This is a genomic window from Rhodopirellula bahusiensis (assembly GCF_002727185.1).
Taxonomy (GTDB): Bacteria; Planctomycetota; Planctomycetia; order Pirellulales; family Pirellulaceae; genus Rhodopirellula; species Rhodopirellula bahusiensis.
Genome location: NZ_NIZW01000027.1, coordinates 17,007 through 42,016 on the forward strand (window position 1 = coordinate 17,007; position 25,010 = coordinate 42,016).

Annotated in this window: 18 protein-coding genes; 11 read left to right on the plus strand and 7 right to left on the minus strand. The window is 56.3% G+C overall.

The features are described from left to right. Positions 1-4: 4 nt before the first annotated feature. The 7 genes from CEE69_RS25945 to CEE69_RS25980 all read right to left on the minus strand — a co-directional run bounded on the left by CEE69_RS25945 (position 5) and on the right by CEE69_RS25980 (position 8,112). A complete protein-coding gene (locus CEE69_RS25945) occupies positions 5-1,324 on the minus strand; it encodes a glycosyltransferase family 87 protein (RefSeq protein WP_099263502.1) in 1,320 nt (439 codons plus the stop codon). After that, the gene (gpmI, locus tag CEE69_RS25950; protein WP_099263503.1) at positions 1,324-2,955 is read right to left on the minus strand and encodes a 2,3-bisphosphoglycerate-independent phosphoglycerate mutase; all 1,632 of its coding nucleotides are present in this window, start codon (positions 2,953-2,955) and stop codon (positions 1,324-1,326) included. Before gpmI ends, CEE69_RS25945 begins: the two co-directional genes overlap by 1 nt. Positions 2,956-3,086: 131 nt before the next feature. Beyond that, complete coding sequence (locus CEE69_RS25955) at positions 3,087-3,470, minus strand: group I truncated hemoglobin (protein ID WP_199169952.1); 384 nt, start codon at positions 3,468-3,470, stop codon at positions 3,087-3,089. 21 nt (positions 3,471-3,491) lie between these two features. After that, positions 3,492-4,409, minus strand: a complete 918-nt coding sequence (locus tag CEE69_RS25960; RefSeq protein WP_099263504.1) for a sugar phosphate isomerase/epimerase family protein — start codon at positions 4,407-4,409, stop codon at positions 3,492-3,494. A gap of 86 nt (positions 4,410-4,495) precedes the next feature. After that, positions 4,496-6,253 carry a hypothetical protein gene (locus tag CEE69_RS25965; RefSeq protein ID WP_099263505.1) on the minus strand — a complete coding sequence of 586 codons (1,758 nt, stop codon included), beginning with the start codon at positions 6,251-6,253 and terminating at the stop codon, positions 4,496-4,498. 484 nt (positions 6,254-6,737) lie between these two features. Further along, positions 6,738-7,718: an agmatine deiminase family protein gene (locus CEE69_RS25975; protein WP_233215658.1), complete on the minus strand. Its 981-nt coding sequence runs from the start codon at positions 7,716-7,718 to the stop codon at positions 6,738-6,740. Positions 7,719-7,821: 103 nt separating this feature from the next. Beyond that, on the minus strand, positions 7,822-8,112 hold the full coding sequence (locus CEE69_RS25980; RefSeq protein WP_007328915.1) for a hypothetical protein: 291 nt from the start codon (positions 8,110-8,112) through the stop codon (positions 7,822-7,824). Between the two features lie 260 nt (positions 8,113-8,372). Between CEE69_RS25980 and hpf the strand changes: the two genes are divergently transcribed. The 11 genes from hpf (at position 8,373) to ccsA (ending at position 24,977) form a co-directional block, all read left to right on the plus strand. Continuing rightward, positions 8,373-8,714 carry a ribosome hibernation-promoting factor, HPF/YfiA family gene (hpf, locus tag CEE69_RS25985; RefSeq protein ID WP_099263507.1) on the plus strand — a complete coding sequence of 114 codons (342 nt, stop codon included), beginning with the start codon at positions 8,373-8,375 and terminating at the stop codon, positions 8,712-8,714. An 84-nt stretch (positions 8,715-8,798) separates the two neighbouring features. Then, entirely contained in the window at positions 8,799-9,278 is a 480-nt protein-coding gene (locus tag CEE69_RS25990) for a PTS sugar transporter subunit IIA (RefSeq protein ID WP_007328918.1), read from the plus strand. A gap of 142 nt (positions 9,279-9,420) precedes the next feature. Then, positions 9,421-9,768 (plus strand): HPr family phosphocarrier protein, encoded by a 348-nt coding sequence (locus CEE69_RS25995; protein WP_099263508.1) that lies wholly within the window; start codon positions 9,421-9,423, stop codon positions 9,766-9,768. A gap of 417 nt (positions 9,769-10,185) precedes the next feature. Then, the gene (gene ptsP, locus CEE69_RS26000; protein WP_233215659.1) at positions 10,186-11,931 is read left to right on the plus strand and encodes a phosphoenolpyruvate--protein phosphotransferase; all 1,746 of its coding nucleotides are present in this window, start codon (positions 10,186-10,188) and stop codon (positions 11,929-11,931) included. Further along, on the plus strand, positions 11,928-12,629 hold the full coding sequence (locus CEE69_RS26005; protein ID WP_099263510.1) for a TIGR03936 family radical SAM-associated protein: 702 nt from the start codon (positions 11,928-11,930) through the stop codon (positions 12,627-12,629). The genes ptsP and CEE69_RS26005 overlap by 4 nt, the downstream gene beginning before the upstream one ends. Before the next feature lie 111 nt (positions 12,630-12,740). Beyond that, positions 12,741-14,345 (plus strand): Rne/Rng family ribonuclease, encoded by a 1,605-nt coding sequence (locus CEE69_RS26010; protein ID WP_099263511.1) that lies wholly within the window; start codon positions 12,741-12,743, stop codon positions 14,343-14,345. 5 nt (positions 14,346-14,350) lie between these two features. Further along, entirely contained in the window at positions 14,351-15,913 is a 1,563-nt protein-coding gene (locus CEE69_RS26015) for a sulfatase family protein (RefSeq protein WP_099263512.1), read from the plus strand. Between the two features lie 28 nt (positions 15,914-15,941). Beyond that, entirely contained in the window at positions 15,942-17,279 is a 1,338-nt protein-coding gene (locus CEE69_RS26020) for a sulfatase family protein (RefSeq protein WP_099263513.1), read from the plus strand. Between the two features lie 21 nt (positions 17,280-17,300). Beyond that, positions 17,301-19,496: an FdhF/YdeP family oxidoreductase gene (locus tag CEE69_RS26025; protein WP_099263514.1), complete on the plus strand. Its 2,196-nt coding sequence runs from the start codon at positions 17,301-17,303 to the stop codon at positions 19,494-19,496. 476 nt (positions 19,497-19,972) lie between these two features. Then, positions 19,973-21,220 (plus strand): dihydrolipoyllysine-residue succinyltransferase component of 2-oxoglutarate dehydrogenase complex, encoded by a 1,248-nt coding sequence (locus CEE69_RS26035; RefSeq protein WP_099263516.1) that lies wholly within the window; start codon positions 19,973-19,975, stop codon positions 21,218-21,220. 67 nt (positions 21,221-21,287) lie between these two features. After that, positions 21,288-24,977 carry a cytochrome c biogenesis protein gene (ccsA, locus tag CEE69_RS26040; protein WP_099263517.1) on the plus strand — a complete coding sequence of 1,230 codons (3,690 nt, stop codon included), beginning with the start codon at positions 21,288-21,290 and terminating at the stop codon, positions 24,975-24,977. The last annotated feature ends 33 nt before the right edge of the window (positions 24,978-25,010 follow it).

The following is a 25,010-nucleotide window of genomic DNA, read 5'->3' on the forward strand; positions in this document are numbered from 1 at the left end:
TAGCTCACTCGACGCTTCCGCTGACCTGATTCTTTTCGTCGGCTTGTTTTCGATACGCGATCCAACACAGGATCACCAACGAAATCGCCAAGCAAATCCCATTGAGGCTGGTGAAGATCCGCACCACAACTTCCGGCAAATCAAAACGCAGCAGGAACGTTCGCGTTGATAAATAATTGAGTGCCGGAAACGCCATCAAGGCACACAAAACCCAACGAAGTTTGGGCGAGACACTCGCCCAACCGTCCAGCCTCGCCATCCAAGCCCCGGCAACAGGAGCAATCATCAGCAGCGAGTCGTAGGACTGATGGTACAAACTGACCAACAACGCGGTCAGCAAAACGCCGCCGGTCACGCCAGCAATCCCATCGTCCTCACCGCGTTTGGCTCGCACAAATAAGACCCACATCGGGACAATCAACAACGCCGCCATCGCCAGAATGTGTGGCAAATCCCCAGGGTCTTCCCCTCGCCATTTCGCAATGATCGCAAACAGATCAAGACGCGTCCAAGAATACACCGGCGACTCATCGTCCATCGATCGGTGAACCTCCTGCGTGTCGACAATCTGCTGCTGTAGGATCGAAACACCAGCGGCGATGTCGCCGTCACCTTCGTGGTGTGCAATCCAAGCCAGCGGCAACGCAGCACCAGCGATACTGAGCACGGCACCGATGATCAACGCTCGCCAATTGCCGCGAGCAAGCATGAGAAACCCAAGCGGCAAGATGTAGGTCGGCTTTGCCGAGACGACCAACAGTGCGAATGCTGCCCGAACGGGCCTGCGATCTGCCCAGACCACTGAAAGGAACGTCGCCAACACCAATTGAAAAGTGAAGTAACCATTGAACAACGTGATGTGACCACCACGGCTGTAAACCATCGCCATCGCGATGCAGAGAACGGCATCCCAGCGTTTCGCGTAACCAGCTTCGCGAGCCACCAGAATTGCGATTGCCGCCAGCAGAAACAGCTGCAGAATCACATTCAACGCTTCGCCAACATGCAGCGGCAGCACCGCCAGCGGTGCATGCATCAACAAAATCACTGGCGAGAAGAACGGAATCTGCCTCGCGACCGGATACTTGGCGGCATAGGCGTCGCTGTAAGGACTTTCACCCGCCAACACCGCTCGCGTGGGATAGTAAATCCCGTTGTGAAAATCGCAGAGCCCTTGATGCTCGGGATCAAATGGGCCGGGCGTTTGATAGTCCACGACAATGCGTGAGAACGTCGCCATCAAGCCCACCAGCAACAGCGCGGCAGCAATGATCGCGACGGTTCGGTTCCCTACGGTCCAACCTTCCCGCGGGGCAGACGACATCAGGCGTTCTGAGTTTCCATCAGAGGACGTCCCGTCATTTCAGGTGGCACTTCCAGTCCCATCAATGCCAAAACAGTGGGGGCGATGTCGGCTAATCGACCGCCTTCACGCAACGGTTTACCAACGAACTCAGGATCCACCACGATCAACGGGACCTGATAGGTCGTGTGTGCCGTGTGAGGACCACCAGTTTCTGGATCAATCATCTGCTCGCAGTTGCCGTGATCAGCGGTAACAACCAATGATCCGCCCGCGGCCAAAGTCGCGTCAACAACGCGACCGACGCAAGCATCGACCTTTTCAACCGCTTCGATCGCGGCATTCAACACGCCCGTGTGACCAACCATGTCTCCATTGGCGTAGTTGACGATGATCATGTCACAGGCTCCCGACTCAATTTGCTCGAGCACCTTTTCCGTGATGCCTTCGGCGGACATCTCCGGCTTTTGATCGTAGGTGGATACATCACGAGGCGATTGTGCCATGCCCCATTCTTCTTCAGCGAACGGATCGTCTCGATAGTCGTTGAAGAAGAACGTGACGTGCGGGTACTTCTCGGTTTCCGCACAACGGAATTGATGCAGTCCTTTGGAAGCCACGTATTCACCCAAGATGTTCGGCATCTTGGCTGGCTTCACAAAAATCACTTCGACGGGCAGGCCAGTTTCGTAACCCGTCATCGTCGCGAAATACAGGTTGTCGATCTTTTCGCCACGATCGAATCCGCCGCCCGGAATGTCTTTCCATGCCGCGTCATCAAACGTGAACGCTTTCGTGATTTCTCGCGTTCGGTCGCCGCGGTAGTTCATGAACAAAACCGCGTCGCCGGGCTGGACCGTGATCGGCGATCCACCCTCGGGAACGATGGACGATGCCGTGATGAACTCGTCGCCGTCCCGACTGCTTTCGGTTGGATTGGCGTAATAACTCTCGATCGCGGCGCTGGCACTCGGGAAGGTTTGCCCCTTGCCTTGAGTCATCAAATTGTAAGACGCCTCGACTCGTTCCCAACGCAGGTCACGATCCATCGCATAGAAACGCCCGATCACGGAAGCGACAACGCCGACACCGGATGCGGCGCAGTGATCAGTCAGTTGAGAGACAAATTTCAGCCCGCCACGCGGTGAGGTGTCGCGACCGTCGGTGATCGCGTGAATCGCAAGCTGATCACCAGTCAAACCATTTCGCTTGGCCAAATCGATCACGGCGATTCCATGCTGCAGATCGCTGTGCACTCGGCCGTCTGACATCAGTCCCAACAAGTGCAGTCGACCACCGTTCTTCTTCACATGTTCAATGGCGCCAGTGACGACCGGATTACTGAAGAAAGACTCGTCCCGAATCGCCCGCGTGATCCGCATGACTTCTTGGTCAACGATTCTGCCGGCACCAATGTTTTGGTGACCGACTTCACTGTTCCCCATCACGCCAGCGGGCAAGCCAACGTCTTCGCCAGAAGTGTGGATCAGAACACTGGGATATTCCTGGGTCAGTTTTTCATCGACCGGAGTGTTGGCCAAATGAACGGCGTTGCATTCGTTCCACTTTGGATCGGGGTTCTGCCCCCAACCATCACGGACGATCAAAACAACGGGGCGACGACGAGTGGCAGTCATGGAGGTCAAAACCAAAGTATGTGCGGAACAAGAACAATCCCAGTCGGATGTTCACGCCAAGGATCGACTCCAAGTGTCGGTGAATCCAACAAGGGGAAGTAGCCTGGAACAGCTAAAAATAAGAACTATCGAACTGGCGGAAGCGATCAACCGTCGACGTTGGTCGAACCGGTGACTTTATCGCTGTACATCGCCAATTTCCCGAGCACCTGATCGATGGCGTGAGAGGAGACGTTGTTTGCTTCCAACGCATCCGTCAAGTGCCCGCAGAATTTAGAGAAATGGGCTCCGGTGATTCCACGCCCGGCATGGACCTTCGTCAGGTCCGCACCGGTGTATTGGATATCACCTGAAGTGATCGACGCAATGAACTCGGTCTGCATCCGAGCCAATTTCTCAATGGGGACCCCATCAAAAAAATGAGTCAACTCGGGGTCCGCGAGAACACGGACATACATCTCGTCGACAACACGACGGACTCCGTCCATGCCACCAAGTTGGCCGAGCAAGTCGTCTTCGGGTTGACTCATGATGGAAGATCTCCAGCTGGATCACATAGGGGTCGGTTCGTAAGGAATGTCTTCAATCAGATCCATTGGCAATGGAGCCACGGTCATGCCGGCTTCCTTGCAAATGCCATCGATCGCTTCCTGGGATTTTTGAACCAAGAATTCGCGAGTCTGACCTTTGTACTGCGAAGTCGAAGCAGTCGGGCTCATTGGACCGCTGAAGTTGGTCTCGTTCAGGTGGCCGACCACCTTCACGTGATCCAAAGTCACACCATTCATTTCAGGAAGCAAACGATCGGTCGACTTCACAGTCGCCAAGTCAGCTTCTTCAGGAACGGAACCAAGACGCAGTGCAACGATCTTCTCACCCGAGATCTCACTGAGCTGATCCATGGCACCGTCGCCAACGACCCAGTCCCATGTGTCGATCACGTAGCCAACGTTTTCGTTTGGCACTGCGTCAACCAAAGCACGGAAAGTCTCGACGTTGTTGACGAAGGTGAACTCTTTTCCTTCCAACAATTCAGCACCGGCACGGAAGCCAATGCCAAGCTTGATTTCGCGTTGTCCCAAGACATCCGCGATTTGCCCCAAACGGTTGCGTTGGACGTCAAAGAACTCATTGAACGGCAGGCGATTCGTTGCGGCGGGGACGCGAATCAAGGCACGTTCCGCACCGAGCTGTTGAGCGATTTCGCCAAGCGGGTGCAGTTGAGCAACCGCTGCGGTGAAGGTGTCGTCATCGGAATCCAAATCGATCGCCAATTGGAACGAACCGATTTTGATTTCCGAAGCCTTCAAGTACTTCGAGGCGTCTTCGAAAGTGGTCCGTTGCGAACGACGAAGCATGTCGTGCATGTCGACATCCATGCCACGGAAGGCATACGTCAGGGCCAATTCGATCAACTCGCTTTGACGACCGTTGATACCAAGCGCGGAAGGACAGAAGTTTTTAAACATGGTGATTCCTAATTTGATTTGTATGGATTGTTTGAGATGGTTTTACGATTGAGTCAGAACCGCAGTGACGAACACCGCGTTCATGATCAACGACGACGACCGCGAGAGTTGCCACCGCCGCTTTGGCCGCGGCCTCCGCGAGAAGGCTGACTTTTGCGGCCTTTCAAATTGCTGTCGACAATCTGATTGACGATTTCATCCCAAGTTGGAATGTCAGGATCCTTTTTGCGAGAATCCTTTCGTTCACCGCGACGTCCGCGTGACGACGATCGCTCGCCATCACGGCCTGAACCGCTGGATCGTTCTGAGTTGCTCGAACGCTCTGAACCGCCGTCTCGTGTGGAACCGCCCGAGCGTTCTCGGTCATTGTCCCGGTCACGATTGCGGCCACCGCGAGATCGCGAACGACCTCGAGACCGAGTTTCGTTTTCACCCTCGGAATCATTGCTTTCCAAATCAACCGAATCGTCATCGTCGGCGAATGCAAATCGCGGCAACTCGTCGTCAATCGAGTCATCATCTTTTGGCGATTCCGAACCGCGGCCACTGCGAGCCTTCACGTCAGAAGAATCGCGTTCTTCTCGTCCGCGTCCGCCACGTCGTCGACCACCACGACGCGAACGTCGTCGGCCCGCACGAGGCTCGTCATCATCTGAATCTTCGCGTGAACGTTTCGAGTCGCGATCCGAAGATGGCTCATCGACCGATCCGTCATCAACGAACAAATCCGCTGCGAAGGAATCGTCATCCGATTCCAGGTCTGAATCATCCCAAGACTTGCTGCGAGTTTCCTCACGTCCGCCGGAGCGACTTTTATCGCCGCGACCGGGTTTTGAACGTTCGCTGCTGGAGCGATCCGAGTCTGAACGATCCGCCTTGGGACGTTCTTCTGAACCACGATCTGAATCCGATCGCTCACTGCGTCGCCCGCCGCGACGTCGACGACGCCCGCGAGTTTCGGATGCGTCGGAATCGGATTTTTCGCGATCACCGCGAGGCGTCTCCGACCGGCTTTTCACGACGACGTCTGAATCAGACATTTTTTGTCGTTGCCCGCGACGGCCACCACGACCGCTACGTGACTGAGGCTCAGAAGCCTTCTCTTCCGAGGACTCATCTTGCGAGTCTTCTGATTCACGACCACGCCGACTGCGTCCGCCACGGCCACGACCATTTCTTTCGCGGTCAGGCTTTGCGGCGGCAGGCTTGTCGTCTTCGTCAACCGAATCGGCATCCCAGCCGACGATATCACCGGTATCGGCAGCAATCAGATCGGACTCGTCATCGAACGCTTCCACCTCGGAAGCTTCTTCAGTACCCGAGTCATCGTTGCCGAGCAAGCCGCTCGCGAATCCACCGCCGCTGCTGCTCTTGCGAGGCGGTTCTCCCAAATCGGGATCGCCACGATGTTTACGATCGCGTTTGGAACCGGGCGATTCGTCCCCGCCCGATTTCAGCTGCGTCTCTCGCTTTGAAATCTTCGATTCGGCGGCACCAAAACCCGATGGCGTATCGTCGGATTCGTCGCCACTTTCATCGGCGTCGTCATCCGAGATTCCAAAACCTGGCAACTTCGGCGGTGGCTTAACGGCTGCCAAAGCTTGCAGCACGTCGTCGGCACCTTCATCCGGTTCCGAGAAAGCAGACACTTTCTTCGCGGACGGCTCCGAGGTTTCTTTGGGTTCAGGAGCGACTGCGTCGGGTTCCGCATCTTTCGATTCAGCGGTCTCCGCAACGGGCTCTGGCTCAGCAGCAGGTTTTGCAGGCTCTTCTTTGACTGCGGGACGATCTGGCGGTTTGGGTGTCCCCAACAAACTCGCGAGGATATTCCAATTGTCTGGCATGTGGTTTCCAATGCGACGCCAACCAGCGAATCGAAGGAGCCAGTCGAAAAAGGCTCGGAATGCGTTAGCTAGGCGTCGACAAAAAGTGTGCAATGATCTGAACTGGCTTCAATCGCGGCGTGGACTCTGCCTGCGTGCAGGAAACCGGTTCGTGGGCCGACCGACATCGATTGATCGGGCTTCGCACCCCAGCAACGACACCCTCTTCTCTACAAGAGTGTCCCTCTGGTACCCGATTTTTCTCGAGCAATTTTGCAATGGGGCGACGAGGCATCGCGGCAAGCGCGTCATCAATGGACGATCCGTCGGATTGTCAAGCCGCTAGGTATAACGTTCGGACGATTTTCGCCCAAGGGTGAATCAACGTCCCCAGCCCGATTTCGAGGGTTTCGAACCGAAATCCAAGCCCCAGTGAACCGAATGCGGCCTCCGGCAACGTTTCGAGTCACCCAGCAAACATTGCCGCCGACTCACCACGATGCAATCAAATCGCGGCTGGCTCGTGGCAACTGGCACAGTGCAACGCTCCCAACCCCCAAGCAATGTCGAAACAATCCACTCCGACGATTTCGACGCCCGGGCACAACTCACGCAGCAACGCCAAGGCCCGCTCATCGCTGACCGGCGAACGAAAGGTTGGCACCAGCATGCGATCAGGCCCCAGCCGCAAAAAATTGCAGTAGCTCTGCGGCACAGCGGCACCATCCACCTGCCGAGGTGGCGGGGTCGGCAATCGATGAACTGAAACAGCCGGCTCCGTTTGCCTCGACCACAATCGCAACTGACGAAAATTGGCCTCCAGCCCTGGGTAGTTCTCGTCTTCCTCGGAGCCTGCCACCGCACAAACCACGTTCTCAGCGTCCAAGAATCGTGCGATCTGATCGATGTGTCCGTCTGTGTCGTCGCCCGCGGGAGCCCCGCCGTCGATCCAAACGATTTCCTCCACACCGAGGCACTGATTCAGCCGCTGAGAAATCTGCTCTTGCGAAAGCCCGGGATTGCGAGCGGGATCCATCAAGCAGCCCGGGTTCACCAACAACCGCCCTGCCCCATCGGTTTCCAAGGCCCCACCTTCCAGTGTCAAAGTGCCATCGAGGCACTTCAAACCCGCGATTTTCGCGATTTTCGCACCGGCGGCCGCATCGGAATCAAAGGGCTCATACTTTCCGCCCCAAGCATTGAAATGCCAATTGATCGCCACGCGTTGTCCGTCCGAGCCGAAAACAAACGTCGGCCCGTAATCTCGGATCCAGCAATCATTGGTCGGAATATCGACGATTTGCAGCGAATCGCTTTCCACCAACCCAACGCGTTTCAGATGTTCGCGACAATCCTCCGCGACTGAACCTGCCGCGAGAATGCGCAAAGGCGTGGACTCGTGGATGGCGAGGACAAACCGAGCGAAAGCTGCCGGCACCGACTCAAAGTGGCCCGGCCAGGTACCTCGATTGTGCGGCCAAGCCAACCAAACAGCTGCGCATGGCTCCCATTCGGCGGGAAAGCGATAGCTGCTTGATGCCGACGGGCCGGCAGAAGATGGAGAAACCGGCACGTTCAAACGCTCAGCCTTACTCGACTTTAATTTCTTCCTTGACCTTCTGAACGAAGTGAGGCGCTTTGCCTCCCTTGCTCAGTTCTTCGGAGCGTTTGAGCGCTTCGTCCTTTTGGTCGAACTCGAAAACGGCAACCCGTTTCAAGTTCTGACTGAAGACACCCCAATAAAGCCGCAAGCGAACATCAGCGGCCGCCTTTTTAGTTTTCCGGCTGGACGCTTTTTTTCGCTTGGCCTCAGCGGCCAACTTTTCAGCGGCTTCTGCTTCGGCAGCTTTTTCCTGACGGCTGATGACCTTTCGAGCCATAAATCAGAGCTGTGGGGGTTGGAGGGTGGACAATCAAAAACCAATGGACGAACTGCGAAGCGTATCCATTCACCAACGTTTTGTCACGGGGCTAGCGTCTAAAGCGGCGAGCAATGTGAAAAATTGCCCAAAAGGATCGCTGTTCGCGTGCGACAAAGTCGGCTACGCTTGGTTTTGTGGACGACGGGCCCGACACGGCTAACATTGGCCTTCCGGTTCGGTCGCACGAATCTCAAATAGTAAACAGCAAGAGGTTGAGCATGCAGGTGAACGTTTCCGCCCGTCACGGGGCATTGCAACCCGGCGACCAAGCATTGGTCGAAGAAAAGGCCCTCAAACTGCGACGTCTTTACGATCGAGTGAATGCGATCGACGTCACAATCGACCTCGAGAACCTCGACAAACCTCACGTCGAATTTCGAATCTCCGTCGAGCATTCCGATGACTTGATTGCGCACGCTGAGGCGACCACCGTCATCGCTGCCCTGGACGCCGCCATCCCAAAAGCTGAACAGCAATTGCGGAAGCTGAAAGAGAAAAAGACCGAACATCGCGCCACCGCCCACAAACACATCGAAAGCGTCGACACCAACGACGAATGAGCCCTCGGCCCGTCCTCGTTGCGAATCCGTGCCGGCTTTTCATCTAAACGCTTCCATTCATTCGCATTTCAGACAATTTGTTCCATGAAGTTTTCCGACTTTGTTAAGACCGGCGCCATCCGCGCCGAATTGACCGCCACGACCAAAGAAGCGGTGATCGACGAGCTGGTTCAGTCACTCCTCGATGCCGGCGAAATTTCCGCTGACCAGCGTGACGACATCGTCGCCGCGATCATGAAACGGGAAGAACTCGGCAGCACCGGCATTGGCCGCGGAGTCGCCGTCCCTCACACCAAGCACCCCAGCGTTCAACAATTGGTTGGCACGGTGGGCGTCAGCGAGCAAGGAGTCGACTTCGACTCGCTCGACGGCGAACGCGTTCAGTTGTTCTTCCTCTTGATCAGCCCGCCCGAACGCCCCGGCGATCACCTGCGTGCTCTCGAGAACATTTCGCGTCAATTGCGTGACGAGTCGTTCTGTCGCTTCCTCAAACAGAGCAAGACTGCTGACGACATCCAACAATTGCTGCAAGAAGCCGACGACAACCAGTTTGCTGCCGGTTGAACGTTTTTCTGCTGAACCAATCCTTCAACATGAACGAACATCAAGGCAAACCCCAGCCAGACTCGCTCGATAGCGGCCCTGTGCTCCGTCCTGCTGTTTCTCACAATGTTGATTCCACTGTCACCCGCCCCGCGGTGATCGCATGAGCGCCTCCACACACGAACGACCGGTTCGTGTCCTCAATCGCCAAGGTTTGCATGCCCGGCCAGCCGATTTGCTGGTTCGTTGCGCATCGGAATTCCAATCTCAGATCTTCCTGCAAAAGGGATCTGAAAAGGTGGACTGCCGGAGCATCTTGTCGCTTTTGACACTCGGAGCCACCGAGGGAACCGAACTGACGGTTTCCGCCCAAGGGCAAGACGCTGAACAAGCCCTCGAAGCCGTCGGCCAACTGTTTGACCTCGGCTTTCACGAACTTGATGAGACCTCTGGTTCGCCTGCCTGCTCGGCCGGCGGCACCAGCGATGCTCCTGACCAATCACCCTCGTAGAGAGATCCAAATGTCGATTTTCCCGATCCTTTTTTCCCATTGCCCGGTGGTGCCGGTTCGCGTTTAGAAAGCCGTTCTCCCAACCAACACCACCGCTTCCCAGGAAGCGACCCGCCGAAACCAACCATCACTCGCCAGACTTGACGGGCATGATGCTCCCTTTCGGTACCGCCTCGCCCCAGCCGTTTTAAACTGGCTGCCAAATCAAAATGGGCTCTGCGGAAACAGTCACTGGCAATCACTTTTCACGGCCCAGCAATCCATGCGGGTGGTGCTGAAACCGCCACAGGCTGAACCAAAAACAGAGTTGGCTGGCAAGGTTCTCGGTTGGAAAGTTTTGTTTGTGCCTCGCGCAAATGGACTTCTAAACACGCAAGAAGAAATCAATCGGATCGAGTTCATCGGCATCGAAGCATGATGCTTGAACTGCAAGGCATTCCCGTTTCACCGGGTGTCGCCATCGGCCCAGCCTTGGTGCTGGACGCCGACGGATACCGCATCCCGCGTTGCATCGTCCCGGCGGCTGACGTCGAGGATGAGTTCGCGCGTCTGCACACCGCGGTTGATCTGGTCAGCGCTCACCTGGAGCACAGCCGACTGGAAACCACCGCGAATGCGGGACGCTCCACCGGCGACATTTTCGCGGCGCAATTGCAGATGCTGCATGACCCGCGACTGCACTCCGAATTGCAACGACGGATCGGTGAAGATCGCCAGTCGGCCGCCTTTGCTGTCAGCGGCGTGCTGCACAACTACGCCTCGGCTCTTCGCCGGCTCGACAATCCGCTGCTGGCTGATCGCGCTCAAGATGTGCTGGACATCGAGCGACAATTGCTGATGCAGCTCGGTGCTGTCACTCGTCAACCACTTTCGGATCTGAGCGAACCGGTCATCGTGCTTTCGCACATGCTGACCCCCAGCGAAACCGCCAACCTGGACCGTCGTTTCGTCAAAGGTTTCTGCACAGAAACGGGCGGCCCCGGCGGCCACACCGCCATCGTCGCGAAAGGCCTTGAGATCCCCGCCGTTGTTGGCATTGGTGATTTCCTGCATCAGATCGCTGGTTCAAACTGCGTCATCGTCGACGGCGACCGCGGCAAACTGATTGTCGACCCCGAAGACGACGTCCTGGATCACTATCGCGAGCGAGCCGAGTACCGTCGGTCTCTCGCAGTGCGATTGGCGGAACTCAGCCAACTGCCGGCCGAAACCACCGACGGCGTTCGCATTCAACTCAATGCCAACATTGAATTCCCGCACGAAACCACCGCCTGCCTCGATCGTGGCGCAGACGGGATCGGGCTTTACCGCACCGAATTCCTGTACCTGTCGTCCGACGACGAACCATCTGAAGAGGACCACTACCAGGCTTACTCCGAAGTTGTCCAAAAGATGGACGGTCGCCCGGTGGTCATCCGGACGCTCGACCTCGGTGCGGACAAAATGGGTCGTGGCAACATGGCTCACCGTGAAAACAATCCGTTCCTAGGGCTGCGAAGCATTCGCCTGTCCCTTCGCAACCTTGACGTGTTCCGGCCACAACTTCGTGCCGTCCTGCGAGCCGCCGTCCACGGTGACGTTCGCGTGATGTTCCCATTGATCACAACGATCAACGAACTTCGGCAAGCCCGCATGCTGCTGAACGTTGTCGCGGAAGACTTGCAAGAATCCGGCCTGCCGTATCGCAGCGACCTGCCCGTCGGAATGATGGTCGAGGTTCCCGCCGCGGTCATGATGCTAGAACACTTCGCCACCGAAGTCGACTTCTTCAGCATCGGCACCAACGATTTGGCCCAGTACACATTGGCGGTCGATCGCAGCAACGAATACGTCGCGGACCTTTATCAATCGAGCGACCCTGCGGTGCTTCGTTTGATCCAACACAGCATCGATGTGGCGGCGAAAAGCCAAACGCCCGTCAGTGTCTGCGGTGAAATGAGCAGCAACCCCGGCCGCGCGTTGCTGTTGCTTGGGATGGGTGTTCGCAACCTCAGCGTGCCACCCTCGGCCTTGCCACGCGTCAAGAAAGTCATCCGCAACGTATCGATCGAACAATGCGAAGCGATCGCGGAACGCGTGATGAAATTGGAAGCCGCTCGTGACGTTGACTTGTACTTGCTGGATCGCTTGGCCGACTTGGCACCTGAATTGGTGATGCAATGAGAACGCGGCCTTCTCGGCAATCACCCAACCTGCACCCCGTCGACCAGCTGCGGATTCGCTATCGCGTTCGTTTCGCGAAAACGGGTCTGCTCCGATGGATCAGCCACCGCGATTTGGCCCTGCTGTTCGAACGAGTCGCCCGCCGAGTCGCCCTGCCCTTGTCGATGACCGAAGGTTTTCATCCCACGCCTCGAATCGCGTTCCCCTCCGCATTGCCACTGGGAATCGAAAGCCTCGATGAAGTGGCGGAGATCGATCTGAGCGAGGATCTCGAAGCGGACGAGTTGCTGCAGCGTCTTCGAGGAGACGAGCAACCTGGCCTCACCATTCATTCGGTCGAAAAGATCCCCGAAGGCGTGAAGAAGGCTCGCATCGCCGCGACCCAGTACACCGTGTCGCTTCCGGATGATTGGGACGAATCCAATCGAGACCAAGTCAATCAAAACATCGCGGCACTGCAACACAATGAAACAGTCTCCGTCGATCGAAAAGGCAAGACGGTCACCGCGATCGTCAAAGAACACTTGCCCAAGATCGAACTACAAGACAACCAACTTTTTGCTCACATGGTCCTGGCCGATGGAGCGTCCCTGAAAATGCAGGACGTGCTCGACTTGCTGGACTTGAGCGACTGGCCCGAACGCGGCGCGACAATCGTTCGCACCGGCGTTGAACTCAAAGGGCCCAACCCGAATTAAACGCTCCTGAACCAGGAGCACCCACATACTTTCGTAACGTCGGCGTCCATGTGACCGTCCTTGTTGGCAGTCACATCAAGCCGGCTTCACACCGAAGAAAAGGTGACTTAGATGAAACGTGAAATGCTGATCAACGTGCTTCAGCCCGAAGAAAGCCGTATTGCTGTGGTCGAGAACAATCGACTCGAAGAGCTATACGTCGAACGGAAGAGCGTTGAGAATTACTCCGGCAACATTTATCGCGGCAAGATTGTCAATCTCGAACCCAGCATCCAAGCGGCGTTTGTCGACTTTGGTGTGGGCCGCAACGGCTTCTTGCACATCAGCGACATCGAGCCTCAATACTTCCGCCAAGGCGGTTACGATCCCGAAGAAATCATGCGGGAATCGGACGAGATGGCCGAAGCGGCTGCTCAACGAAATCGCGAATCGGGACGTGGCAGCACGCGTGTGTTCAAAGGCGGACGCCCTCGCAACAAACCGCCGATCCAAGAGATCTTCAAACGTGGCGACGAAGTCTTGGTGCAAGTCATCAAGGAAGGCATCGGAAACAAAGGCCCCACGCTCAGCACCTACATCTCGATCCCCGGACGCTACTTGGTGCTCATGCCCGCACTTTCGCGTGTTGGTGTCAGCCGAAAAATCGAAGACGAAGACGATCGGAAGCGTCTGAAGAAATGCTTGCTGTCGCTGAGCCCACCCAAGGGCCTCGGCTTCATCGTCCGCACGGCAGGTGCAGGACGCAGCGAAGGCGAACTGCAACGTGACATGGATTACTTGTTGCGACTCTGGAAAGCGATCGTTCGCCGCGTCGAAGAAACCAGCGAACCGGGTGAGATCTACGAGGAAAGCGATCTCATCATCCGCACCATTCGCGACATCTACAGCGATGACATCGATCACATTCTGATCGATCAAAAGGAGTCCTACGAAAAGGCTCGCGACTTCTTGAAGATGGTCATGCCTCGCGTGGTCGATCGCTTGAAGTACTACGACGGTCCCGGCCCTCTGTTCCACAAATACAACTTGGAAGAGGAGATCGTGAAGATCAACCAACGCCAGGTTGCTTTGCCCGACGGTGGGTCCATTGTGATCGACCCGACGGAAGCCTTGGTGGCGATCGACGTCAACAGCGGCAACTTCCGCGGCAACGCATCAGCGGAAGAGAACGCGTTCCGTCTGAACATTTCGGCTGCCAAAGAAATTGCTCGACAACTTCGCCTGCGTGACTTGGGCGGCGTGATCGTCAACGACTTCATCGACATGCGAAAAGAAAGCTATCGTCGCAAGGTCGAACGCGTCCTTCGCGATGCGATGGCCAACGATCGTGCCCGCACGAAGATTCTTCGGACCAGCCCATTCGGCTTGATCGAAATGACTCGCCAACGGATTCGCCCCAGCCTCAAACGCAGCATCTACAAAGACTGTCCTTGCTGCGAAGGCCGCGGTTTGGTCAAGACTCCCGAGAGCATGTCAATCGAAGTCGTCCGCATGCTGGCGTTGGCGGTGAAGAACAAACACATCGTTCGAGTCACCGTTCGCGTCAACGATGAGGTTTCCGCTTTCTTGAACAACAAGAAACGCCGAACCGTCAGCGAGATGGAAGAATGCGGTAACATGACCGTTCAAATTCTCGGCAGCGAAGGATTGTTCCCGGAACACCTGGAAGTGGATTGCCGTGATGAGCACGGCGAACGCGTCGAAATCGACTCCTGATCCCAATGCAAATTGATGTCACCACAGCCCAATCGCGAATCCGTTTCGTGGTTGGGCTTTTTTTGCTCTGTGCTGCCGCCTCGTCCGTCCCAAGTCGCGCAGCAGCGGATGATCCCCAACCCAACATCCTGTTCATCCTCTGCGATGACCATCGCTTCGATTGCCTGGGTGTTGCTGGGCATCCGTTCCTAGAAACACCTCACCTCGACACGATGGCTCGCGACGGGGCAATGCTCCGCCGAGCCTATGTGACGACGTCGCTGTGCTCACCCAGTCGAGCGTCGATCCTGACCGGGCAATACGCACACAACCACCGTGTTGTCGACAACTACCACGCGGTGGATCCGAACCTGGTTTTCTTCCCCGAATCACTGCAGAACGCTGGCTATCAAACCGCGTTCATTGGCAAGTGGCACATGGGCGGCGACATCGATGATCCGCAACGTGGCTTTGACCACTGGGTATCGTTTCGCGGCCAAGGCACGTATTGGCCCGATGGTCACGGGACCACTCGCGAAGTGCCTCAAACCACCTACGACGGGTTCAATGTCAATGGAAAACGCGTTCCACAACGCGGCTACATCACAGATGAATTGACCGAATATTCGCTCGATTGGCTGAACGGACGCGACCCTGACAAGCCGTTCTTCTTGTATGTCAGCCACAAAGCCGTGCATGCGGATTTCGTCCCCGCCGATCGGCATCGCGGCCGATACGACAACGAACCGTTGCCGATCGAAATCCCGACTACCGAAGCGATGGAAGCTGGCGACAAACCCATGTGGGTCCGCAACCAACGTAACAGTCGCCACGGAGTTGATTTTGGCTACAACCTGCCCGGCTTCAGCCCGGAAGTCTACTACCGTCGTTATTGCGAATCGCTGCTGGCCGTGGACGATTCCGTTGGCAAACTCCGCGAGTTTCTAGAACAGCAAAAACTCGATCAAAACACGATCGTCGTTTACATGGGCGACAACGGTTTTCAGTTCGGCGACCATGGACTGATCGACAAACGCACCGCCTACGAAGCCAGTGCGAAGGTGCCGCTGCTGGTCGTCGCTCCCGGAAAGATTCCCGCGGGCGTTCGCTTCGATGGGCTGGTTGGCAACATCGACATCGCTCCGACGCTTTTGGAAGCAGCCGACGCTCCGGATCTAGAAAACATCAACGGGCAAAGCGTTTGGCAATCGATCTGTTCTGGCGACTCATCGGCCCTGAAAGATCGCACGCTTCTTTACGAGTACTACTGGGAACGAAACTACCCGCACACGCCAACGCTTCACGCGGTCATCGGCGGTCAATTCAAGTACATCCGCTGCCACGGGCTGTGGGATCGAGACGAGCTCTACGATCTCGAGTCAGACCCCGGCGAAATGCAAAACTTGATCCATGATTCGAGGTATGCTGATCGGGTCGAATCGCTGAACCAGCAATTGTGGCAACTGTTGAAGAACAGCACCGGCATGGAGATGCCTTTGCTGGAAGATCACGGCCCACGGTTCCCACGTCGCGACGCGAACCAGTCTCCCCAAGCCGCTTTTCCGAAGGAATACTTTTCGGATCAGTGACTCCCACCTCCATCATGCCCCACCAACCATGAACGCTCCCCACCGTTTTCTGCTGGCATTGCCGGCACTGTGCCTCGCCCTTGTTGTCAGCGAACCCGCCTCCGCGCAAGACGCCCCGCTCAACGTCGTCGTGATTCTCAGTGACGACCAAGCTTGGAACGATTACTCGTTCATGGGCCATCCCCACATCCAGACGCCCAACTTGGATCGTCTGGCAAAGGAAAGCCTGACGTTCACTCGCGGATACTCGCCCGTCAGCCTGTGCCGTCCATCGCTGGCAACCATCATCAGCGGACTCTACCCACACCAACATGGTGTTGTTGGAAATGATCCTCCGTGGGCAGGAATGCAAAATGGCGAGCGTCGACCGGCGCACAACCAACCGGCCTACGTCAAAAACCGGATGGACTACCTGCAGCACGTCGACAACTTGGATTGCCATCCGGAACTGCTAGCACCGCATGGCTATCGCAGCTTGCAAACCGGCAAATGGTGGGAAGGCAAACCATCTCGTGCGGGCTTCACCGACGCGATGACACATGGCGACTTCACCCGCGACGGTCGCCATGGTGACCAAGGCCTGAAGATTGGCCGAGAAGGAATGCAGGTCATCGATGAATTCTTGGCGGACACCCAAGCCAAAGAGCAACCGTTCTATCTTTGGTACGCACCATTCTTGCCGCACGCACCGCACAATCCGCCGGAGCGTTTGCTAGCAAAATACCGCGACAAAACGGACTCCTTGCCGATGGCCAAGTACTGGGCCATGTGCGAGTGGTTTGACGAAACCTGCGGTGACCTCTTGGGTTTGCTCGAGAAGCACTCGCTCGCCGAAAACACACTGGTCGTCTATGTCACCGACAACGGCTGGATCAACCAAACCACGTCGAGTCGCTACGCACCACGCAGCAAACGAAGTCCGAACGAGGGCGGCACACGCACGCCAATCATGTACCGATTGCCCGGCGTGATTGAACCGCGAATGGACACGACCCATTTGGCGTCCACGATCGATGTTGTTCCTACCACACAAAAATTGCTTGGTTTTGAGGTCCCCGAAGGTCTGCCTGGAATCGACGTCTTAGACTCTGATGAACTGGAACTGCGTGACGCAATCTATGGAGAGATTTTCGAGCACGACATTCAATCGATGGATGATCCAGCCCCCAGTTTGCAGTACCGCTGGGTCATTCAGGGCGAATACAAGTTGATTGATCCATCAAGTCGCATGACGAAGCAATCGCCTGAACTCTACAATGTCGTGAATGATCCGCACGAAAACGAAAACCTGGCGGATCAACAACCGGAGAAGGTCGAAACGCTGCAATCGCTGTTGGATGAATGGTATTCACCTGACTCGGCGTGATTCGTCACTCCCCACTCGGTCTTGAAAGTCGATTCGATGAAAGTTGGCAGTGGCGGTGGCTTCCGAGCCATTTGGTACACGTTCAAAAAAGGGCGTGAGACCGGCAGCATTTGGAAGCTCTACAAAGCCATGCGGACTCGAAACTCATGCAAGACCTGCGCGGTCGGCATGGGTGGCCAAAAAGGCGGGATGGTCAACGAAACGGGTTCCTTCCCGGAAGTCTGCAAAAAGAGTTTGCAGGCCATGGTCGCGGACATGCAGCCCGGCATCGAACCACCGTTTTGGAAAAAGACCTCGGTCGAGCAACTCGCGGCGATGACTCCTCGCGAGCTCGAACACCTTGGTCGGTTGATCCATCCGGTTCGCTACCGGCAAGGTGACTCGCACTACGAAACGATCACCTGGGAAGAAGCTTTCGACACCATCGCTGGCAAGCTCGCTTCATTGTCGCCCGAAGAAACGTTCTGGTACTTCAGCGGCCGCAGCAGCAACGAAGCCGGCTTCTTGTTGCAGTTGCTCGCTCGTGTTTACGGAACGAACAACGTCAACAACTGCAGCTTCTATTGCCACCAAGCCAGCGGAGTTGGATTGCAAAGCAGCGTCGGCAGCGGAACGGCCACAATCCAGCTTGAAGACCTGGAGAAATCCGACTGCGTTTTCCTGATTGGCGGCAACCCAGCCAGCAACCACCCGCGGCTGATGACCAGCCTGATGCACGTCCGCCGTCGCGGTGGAAAAGTCATCGTCATCAACCCGGTCGAAGAAACCGGTTTGGTCACGTTCCGAATTCCCAGCGATCCGATCTCGTTGCTAAAAGGCACCAAGGTTGCGACGCACTACATCAAACCACACATCGGTGGTGACTTGGCGTTGCTATGGGGCATCGCGAAATCGCTGCAAGAGACCAACCAAATCGACCTGCCGTTCTTGCAAAACCACTGCAACGGTCACGAAGAATACCTCGCCGCACTGCAAGCGTTTGAGTGGGAAGAACTCGAAAGCAAATCGGGTGTAGACCGATCCGAGATGGAATCGATCGCAGCGTTGTACGCCAAGAGTGAACGAGCGGTGTTCTCGTGGACGATGGGAATCACACACCACGCTCATGGTGTTGAAAACGTCCAAGCGATCGCCAACCTCGCGATGTGCCGCGGCATGGTCGGACGCCCGGGCAGTGGCCTGATGCCAATTCGCGGGCACAGCAACGTGCAGGGCATCGGCAGCGTCGGCGTCACACCAAAACTCAAGCAACAAATCTTTGACGCGTTGCAAGAACACTTTGGCGTCGAACTTCCCACCACGGAAGGCCTCGACACGCTCGCCTGCATGGAAGACGCCGCGTCGGGAAAGATCAAAGCCGGGTTCTGCTTGGGTGGCAACCTGTTTGGGTCCAACCCGGATGCAACCTTCGCCGGCGAAGCCCTGTCGAATCTCGATCTTAACGTGATGATGAACACCACGATGAACACGGGACATGCTCACGGGCTCGCCAAGGAAACCATCATCTTGCCCGTCCTCGCACGCGACGAAGAACCCGAACCGACCACGCAAGAATCGATGTTCAACTTCGTCAGGTTGAGTGACGGCGGCCCTCGACGGTTGCCCGGTCCTCGCAGCGAAGTTGAGGTTATCGCGACGTTGGGTGCACGATTGCTTCCCGACGCGAAAGGCATCGATTGGAAACAGATGCACCACACATCCACGATCCGAGACTGGATCGGGCGGGTTGTGCCTGGCTACGGAAAGATCAGCTCGATCGACAAAACCAAAGAAGAGTTCCAGATCGACGGGCGCACGTTCTACGAACCTCAATTTGGCACCGAGGACGGACGAGCGGTAATGCATTGCCACTCGATCCCCGACCTCAAGGGCACTGCTGAAAATGAACTGCGGCTGATGACCGTACGCAGCGAAGGCCAATTCAACACAGTCGTTTACGAAGAGGAAGACCTGTACCGCAACCAAGATCGGCGGGACATCATCCTGATGAATCCCGATGATCTGCAGCGACTCGGTCTGACTCACGACCAACGCGTGACCGTCGAAAACGAAGTCGGATCGATGCCCGGCATCCTTGCGCGTGGATACGAGAAAATCCGTCCGGGCAACGCTTTGATGTACTACCCCGAATCAAACGTTTTGGTCGCACGCTATGCCGATCCGCAAAGCAAAACACCGGCCTTCAAAGGCGTGGTCGTTCGCGTCGTCGCGGAGTGAAACACGATCTGAATATTGGGGACAAGGCATCCGACGCGGAAATCGAAAAAGTTGAAGCGACAGTTGCAAATCGTAAATTTGCCTGGCGCCTGCGGATGCCCGTCAAAGTGCGGAAAACGCCGTCCGGCCTTCTTCCGTGTCTGGTTTCCGCAGGATTCCGACTTTGGTCTCGGAATCACGCCGGATTCCTCGCCCGCGACGCTTTGTCGCTTCTATCCGTCGAAAATCGTTCCCCGGTGCGGTCCATTGACTTCCCAGTGAGAACAAATCGGACTGCCGTCGCGTTTCAACAGTGATAGCAGTTAATCTGAGCTTGGATTCGCGTGAAAATCAGTCACCATGATGAGTGGCGGTTAGAAACAGCGTTCCTGCTGAAAATTGCCAGTGATCGGCAGTTTCACAGATTCCCCCCAACGGCTGCTCCCCACCTTCCCACACTTTTCGTCGTCCCACCTATGTCGTCCCCTTTTCGTCGCATGTCTGATTTCCGCCGGACGTCATGTGTCCCGATGTTCGCCAGCGTTTTCTGCGTTGGACTGCTGAGCATCCTGGCTGGATGCTCGCAAGAAGCACCGATCGTCACCTACCAAGTGCCGACCAAAATGCCGGCGGTCTTGGCCGCCGAAGACACTCGCACGATCGCCGCAATTCTGCCACAGAAGGACCAAGCTTGGTTCTTCAAGATCATGGGTCGCGAATCAGCGGTCGACTCGATCGACGACACCTTTCGTGAGTTCGTTGAGAACGTCGAATTTGAAGACGGCAAACCAAACTTGGACTCGGTCCCTGCGGACTGGCGAAAAGGTGCTGACCGAACGATGCGATTCGCCTCGTATGACATCAACACGCCTGTTCAGCAACTTGACCTCAGTGTTTCGCAGCTCTCTCGAATGGATGACTGGTCGGACTTCGTTGTCATGAACGTGAACCGCTGGCGAAAGCAGGTGGGACTGTCTGAAAGCCAAAAGGAATGGGCCGCGGCTGAGACCATGACTTGGTCGGGTGCGGACTCAGAAGAGTTTGCCGACGTTCCTGCGATCTGGGTCGACGTCACCGGCAGCGCCTCGGACGCCGGCCCACCAATGATGGCCGGCGGAGCACCGTTTGCCTCGATGGCTGGCGGCCCCATGACAGGCGGAGCCTCCAATGCGGCGCCCGCATCGGACCCGCACGCTGGTTTGCCACGCGATGCACAGGAAGCGATCGAACAAGCCAAAGCCAGCGGAGCATCGATGCCAGCGGCAAAAGAAAAAGCGTTCCCGAAAGAGTCCGCCAGCGACAACGCACCCAAATCCGATCCCGCTCTCGACTTTGACCGGCCCGAGGGATGGCGAGACGGCCGAATGAGCATGATGCGAATGGCGGCGTTCAATGCTGGCCCCGAAGAAGCCTCCGCGGAGATCACGGTGATTTCTGCCGGTGGTGATTTGCGAGGCAACGTGGCTCGATGGATGGGACAAGTCGACGGCGGACAACCTGACGACGCAGATGTCGACCAAGCCCTGGAATCGGCCGAGAAGTTGACCGTTGCGGGACGCGACGCCCAGCGGTTCATTCTTCATCCGAAAGACAAGAGCGACGACAACCAAGCATCTTCGATTGATGCGACGATCGTGCCGCTCGAAAACGATTTCAGCCTGTTCATTAAAATGGTCGGTCCGGCTGAAGTGATCGCGGACCAAGACGAAGCGATGCGAAGTTTTTTGAAGTCCCTGAAGTACTGACTTTCAAAGCACACGCCCTGCCCTCACCGCCGCTCATTTGGCGCCCCACCCTTACAAGAGTCATCCGATGGCATCCGTCACCAACGATACCCACGCAACGGACGATCGCGTCTCAACCATCGCGGATTGGCTAACCCCTTCGCGATTGCTCGCGTTGGCAGGATCGCTCAAGTTCACCGTCGCTCTGTTCGCGATGTCGATCGTGCTCGTTTTGGTCGGCACGTTGGCTCAAGATGAAATGAACATGCAGGAGGTCAAGCAACGATACTTCCTGTCGTGGATCGCTCCGTTGCACTTGGACGACTTCTTCCCACAAGCGTTTGTGCGACACGAAGAACCGTTTTCAATAATCGTGCCTTTGTGGGAAGGTCGCGAGGTAGATCTGCTAGTGTGGCGGTTCCCCGGCGGGGCGTTACTCGGGATGCTGCTGATGGTCAACCTGATAGCAGCCAAGATCACTCGCTTCCGATTACAAGCCAGCGGCGGTCGCTTGGCCGCCGGATTGGCATTTTTGGTTGCGGGAATCTTGGTTGCCGGACTGATTGTCTTTACCGGACACAACGACGATGGACTGCAAGGCACACCGCCCAGCTGGCTGTCCTACGATCGATTGTGGTCGGTCGTCATGGCGGTTCTGTCGATCGGAACCGTTGCAATGGGCATGACAGCATCCTCCGTCAAACTCCCAATCCTGCGATGGTTGACGTACTTCGCGACCGGAGCGTTGGCGGTGACCGTGCTGTATTGCTTGTTTACCGGAACTCGCATCGGCGATCCAGGACTTCGAATCGTCTGGCAACTCGCCAAGGGTGTGGGCGCCGGTCTGATCATGCTGGTTGGATGCCAATTGGCGTTTGGCAAACAGGGCGGCAACGTGCTGCTGCACCTCGGCGTTGGATTGTTGATGGTCGGCCAGTTTGCTTTCGGTGACCGCCAGACGGAACAACGCCTCAGTCTCGTTGAAGGGCAATCCACCAACACGTTCGTGAACTTGGACGAAATCGAACTTCAGTTCATCCACACCGAAGACGACGTCCAAAATGTCGTCGCCGTTCCGGCTCAGCGATTGGTAAACGCGGCCTCGAACGAGTCAACGATCGAGAACGAGTCGCTGCCCGTCAAAATCAAGGTACTCGAATACTTTGAAAATGCAGGAATCCAAGATTACCAGGACGACTCACCCGCAACCAAGGGAATCGGTCTGCAAGTCTCCGCTGCTGAGCGGAGCAAGTCAGGCGGTGCGGACATGGCGATGAACATCCCCGCCGCTTACGTCGAGTTGATCGAACCAGAATCCGACAAATCACTCGGAGTCTTCTTGGTCAGCCAGTCGATCAATGATCGCAAAATGCTGGTCCCTGATGGAACTTCCAAAGACACATTCGATTCCATCACCGTGGGCGACAAAGAATACGAATTCGGATTGCGTTTGCACCGAGAAGTCAAACCGTACTGGGTTCAGCTCGAAGACGTTCGACGAGTCACCTACAGCAACACCCAAACACCACGTGATTTCTCATCCTTTATCCGAATCGTCGACAGCGAAACTGGCGAAGACCGCAAGGAACGAGTCTGGATGAACAACCCGCTTCGCTATCGTGGCGAAACGTTCTACCAATCGAATTATGAAACGTTGCCGGGTGGCAAAGAGCTCACCGGCATCCAGGTCGTCCGCAACTCGGGTTGGCTGATTCCCTATGTCGCGTGCAGCATCACCGGACTTGGAATGTTGGTTCACTTTTGGGGAACACTCACTCGATTCATCTCTCGCCGACGACGTGAAAACGAGCGAGCGTTGGCCGAATTTGGCAGCGAGGAATCCGCTGGCACTTCCAAATTTGCAGATGGCATCGAGGTCACCGCCGAACCGGCTTCACGGAAGAACTTGCCCGTCATCGTGTACCTCGCTGCAGTCGCGGCGTTGGTGACCGTGATTCTCGCCCCCAGTGTCTCTCTGAAGAACAAATTGAAACCGGCTGACCGAGCCAGCGAATTTGACTTGGCGGCTCTTGGCAAGGTGCCAGTGCAGTACGGCGGCCGAGTGATGCCGCTCGACGCTTATGCACGGCAGACAATGAAAGCAATGACCAACAAGGATTCGTTGCCGCTGGATGCCGCACCAAGCGAAATCAAAGATCGAGTTGAAACGAAAAAGTTGTCCGCGGTGCAGTGGTTGATGGAGGTTGCCGTCGACGAACCGGCGCTGCGTTACCTGCCCATGTTCCGCATTGATGCCGAAGAAATTCGTGCCGAACTGGATCTAGACCGGCGAGAAAGCAAACTCTATTCGCTGGACGAAATCGGTAAAAACCTCGAACGATTCACGAAAATGGTGGAGGACGCTCGTGAAAAAGAATCGCTAGATCAAGACTTCAAGGACAAGAAGGCGATCGAACTGGACATGCGAACCCGGCAGTACACCGTTGCCGCCGCGATGCGTTTGCCAGTGCCCGAAGACATTCCAGCAAAATTCTTCCCCGAAGGAACCAGCGAACAAACGCGGCAACTGGTGGCTCTACGCCAACTTGAGCGGCAGATGAATAGCTTGGCTCAAATGTCTGCACCGGCGATCATTCCACCATCAATGGAACTGGCCACCAACAGCGAACAACAAGCCGACTGGACCGCTTTTGCCCCCGCATTCTTTGACATGGCCAAGAACGGCATCGCTCCGAAAGACAGCCAACCTGGCATTCGCACTTTCGGTGAATTGATTCGAGAATATGGCGAGGGCGATCCTGCTGCGTTCAACCAAGCTCTCGATGACCATTTGGCCGCAGTCCAAGCCTACAACATTCCTGGCTACGACCACTTTGCCGTTTCACTGGAACAATGGTTAGGTGCCGCCAATCCAACCGCGATTGCAACGGGGCTCTATATCCTGGCCATCATCTTGGGACTGATCTATTTCGCAATCGATTCACCACGACTGGGCAATGCGGTTTGGGGAACCATCGCAATTGCGTTCATCATTCACACGATCGTGATCCTGTCTCGCGTCTACATCACCGGTCGTGCTCCGGTTATCAATCTTTACTCATCGGCGATCTTCATCGGCTGGGCAGCCGTGTTGTTTGGCTTGGTGGTCGAACGCATCTTCCGTTACGGCACCGGCAACATGCTCGCCGCCGTCGCTGGCATGATGACTTTGCGAGTCGCTTACAACCTGACGCTGAACGTTGGCCAAGCCGAAACGATGGGCGTCCTGCAAGCAGTGCTGGACACTCAGTTCTGGCTTAGCACGCACGTGATCAGCGTTTCGCTCGGATACGTTGCAACCCTTGTCGCTGGTCTGCTCGGCATCGGGTATTTGATCTCCGGTTGGATCAACGCCAGCGATCGAGCCCGTCGCGATTTGTACCGCTGTGTCTACGGAGCCTCCTGCTTTGGCATTCTGTTCAGCTTCATCGGAACCGTGCTCGGCGGGCTTTGGGCCGACGATTCCTGGGGTCGCTTCTGGGGCTGGGACCCGAAAGAAAATGGAGCTCTCTTGATCGTGATTTGGAATGCTTTGATGCTCCACGCTCGTTGGGACGGGATGGTCAAAGCTCGCGGGTTCGCCATCCTTGCCATTGGCGGCAACATCATCACCGCCTGGAGTTGGTTCGGAACCAACGAACTTGGCATTGGCCTGCACAGCTATGGCTTCACTGAAGGTATGTTGCGAAACCTGGCGATCTTCTTCGCCACCCAGTTCGCCTTCATCGCCGCGGGCCTGCTCATTCCCTCCCGCAGCCCACTCTCCGACGAGTCGTAAATCCCGCGACCGTCGCTTGAAGTTGTAGGCCAG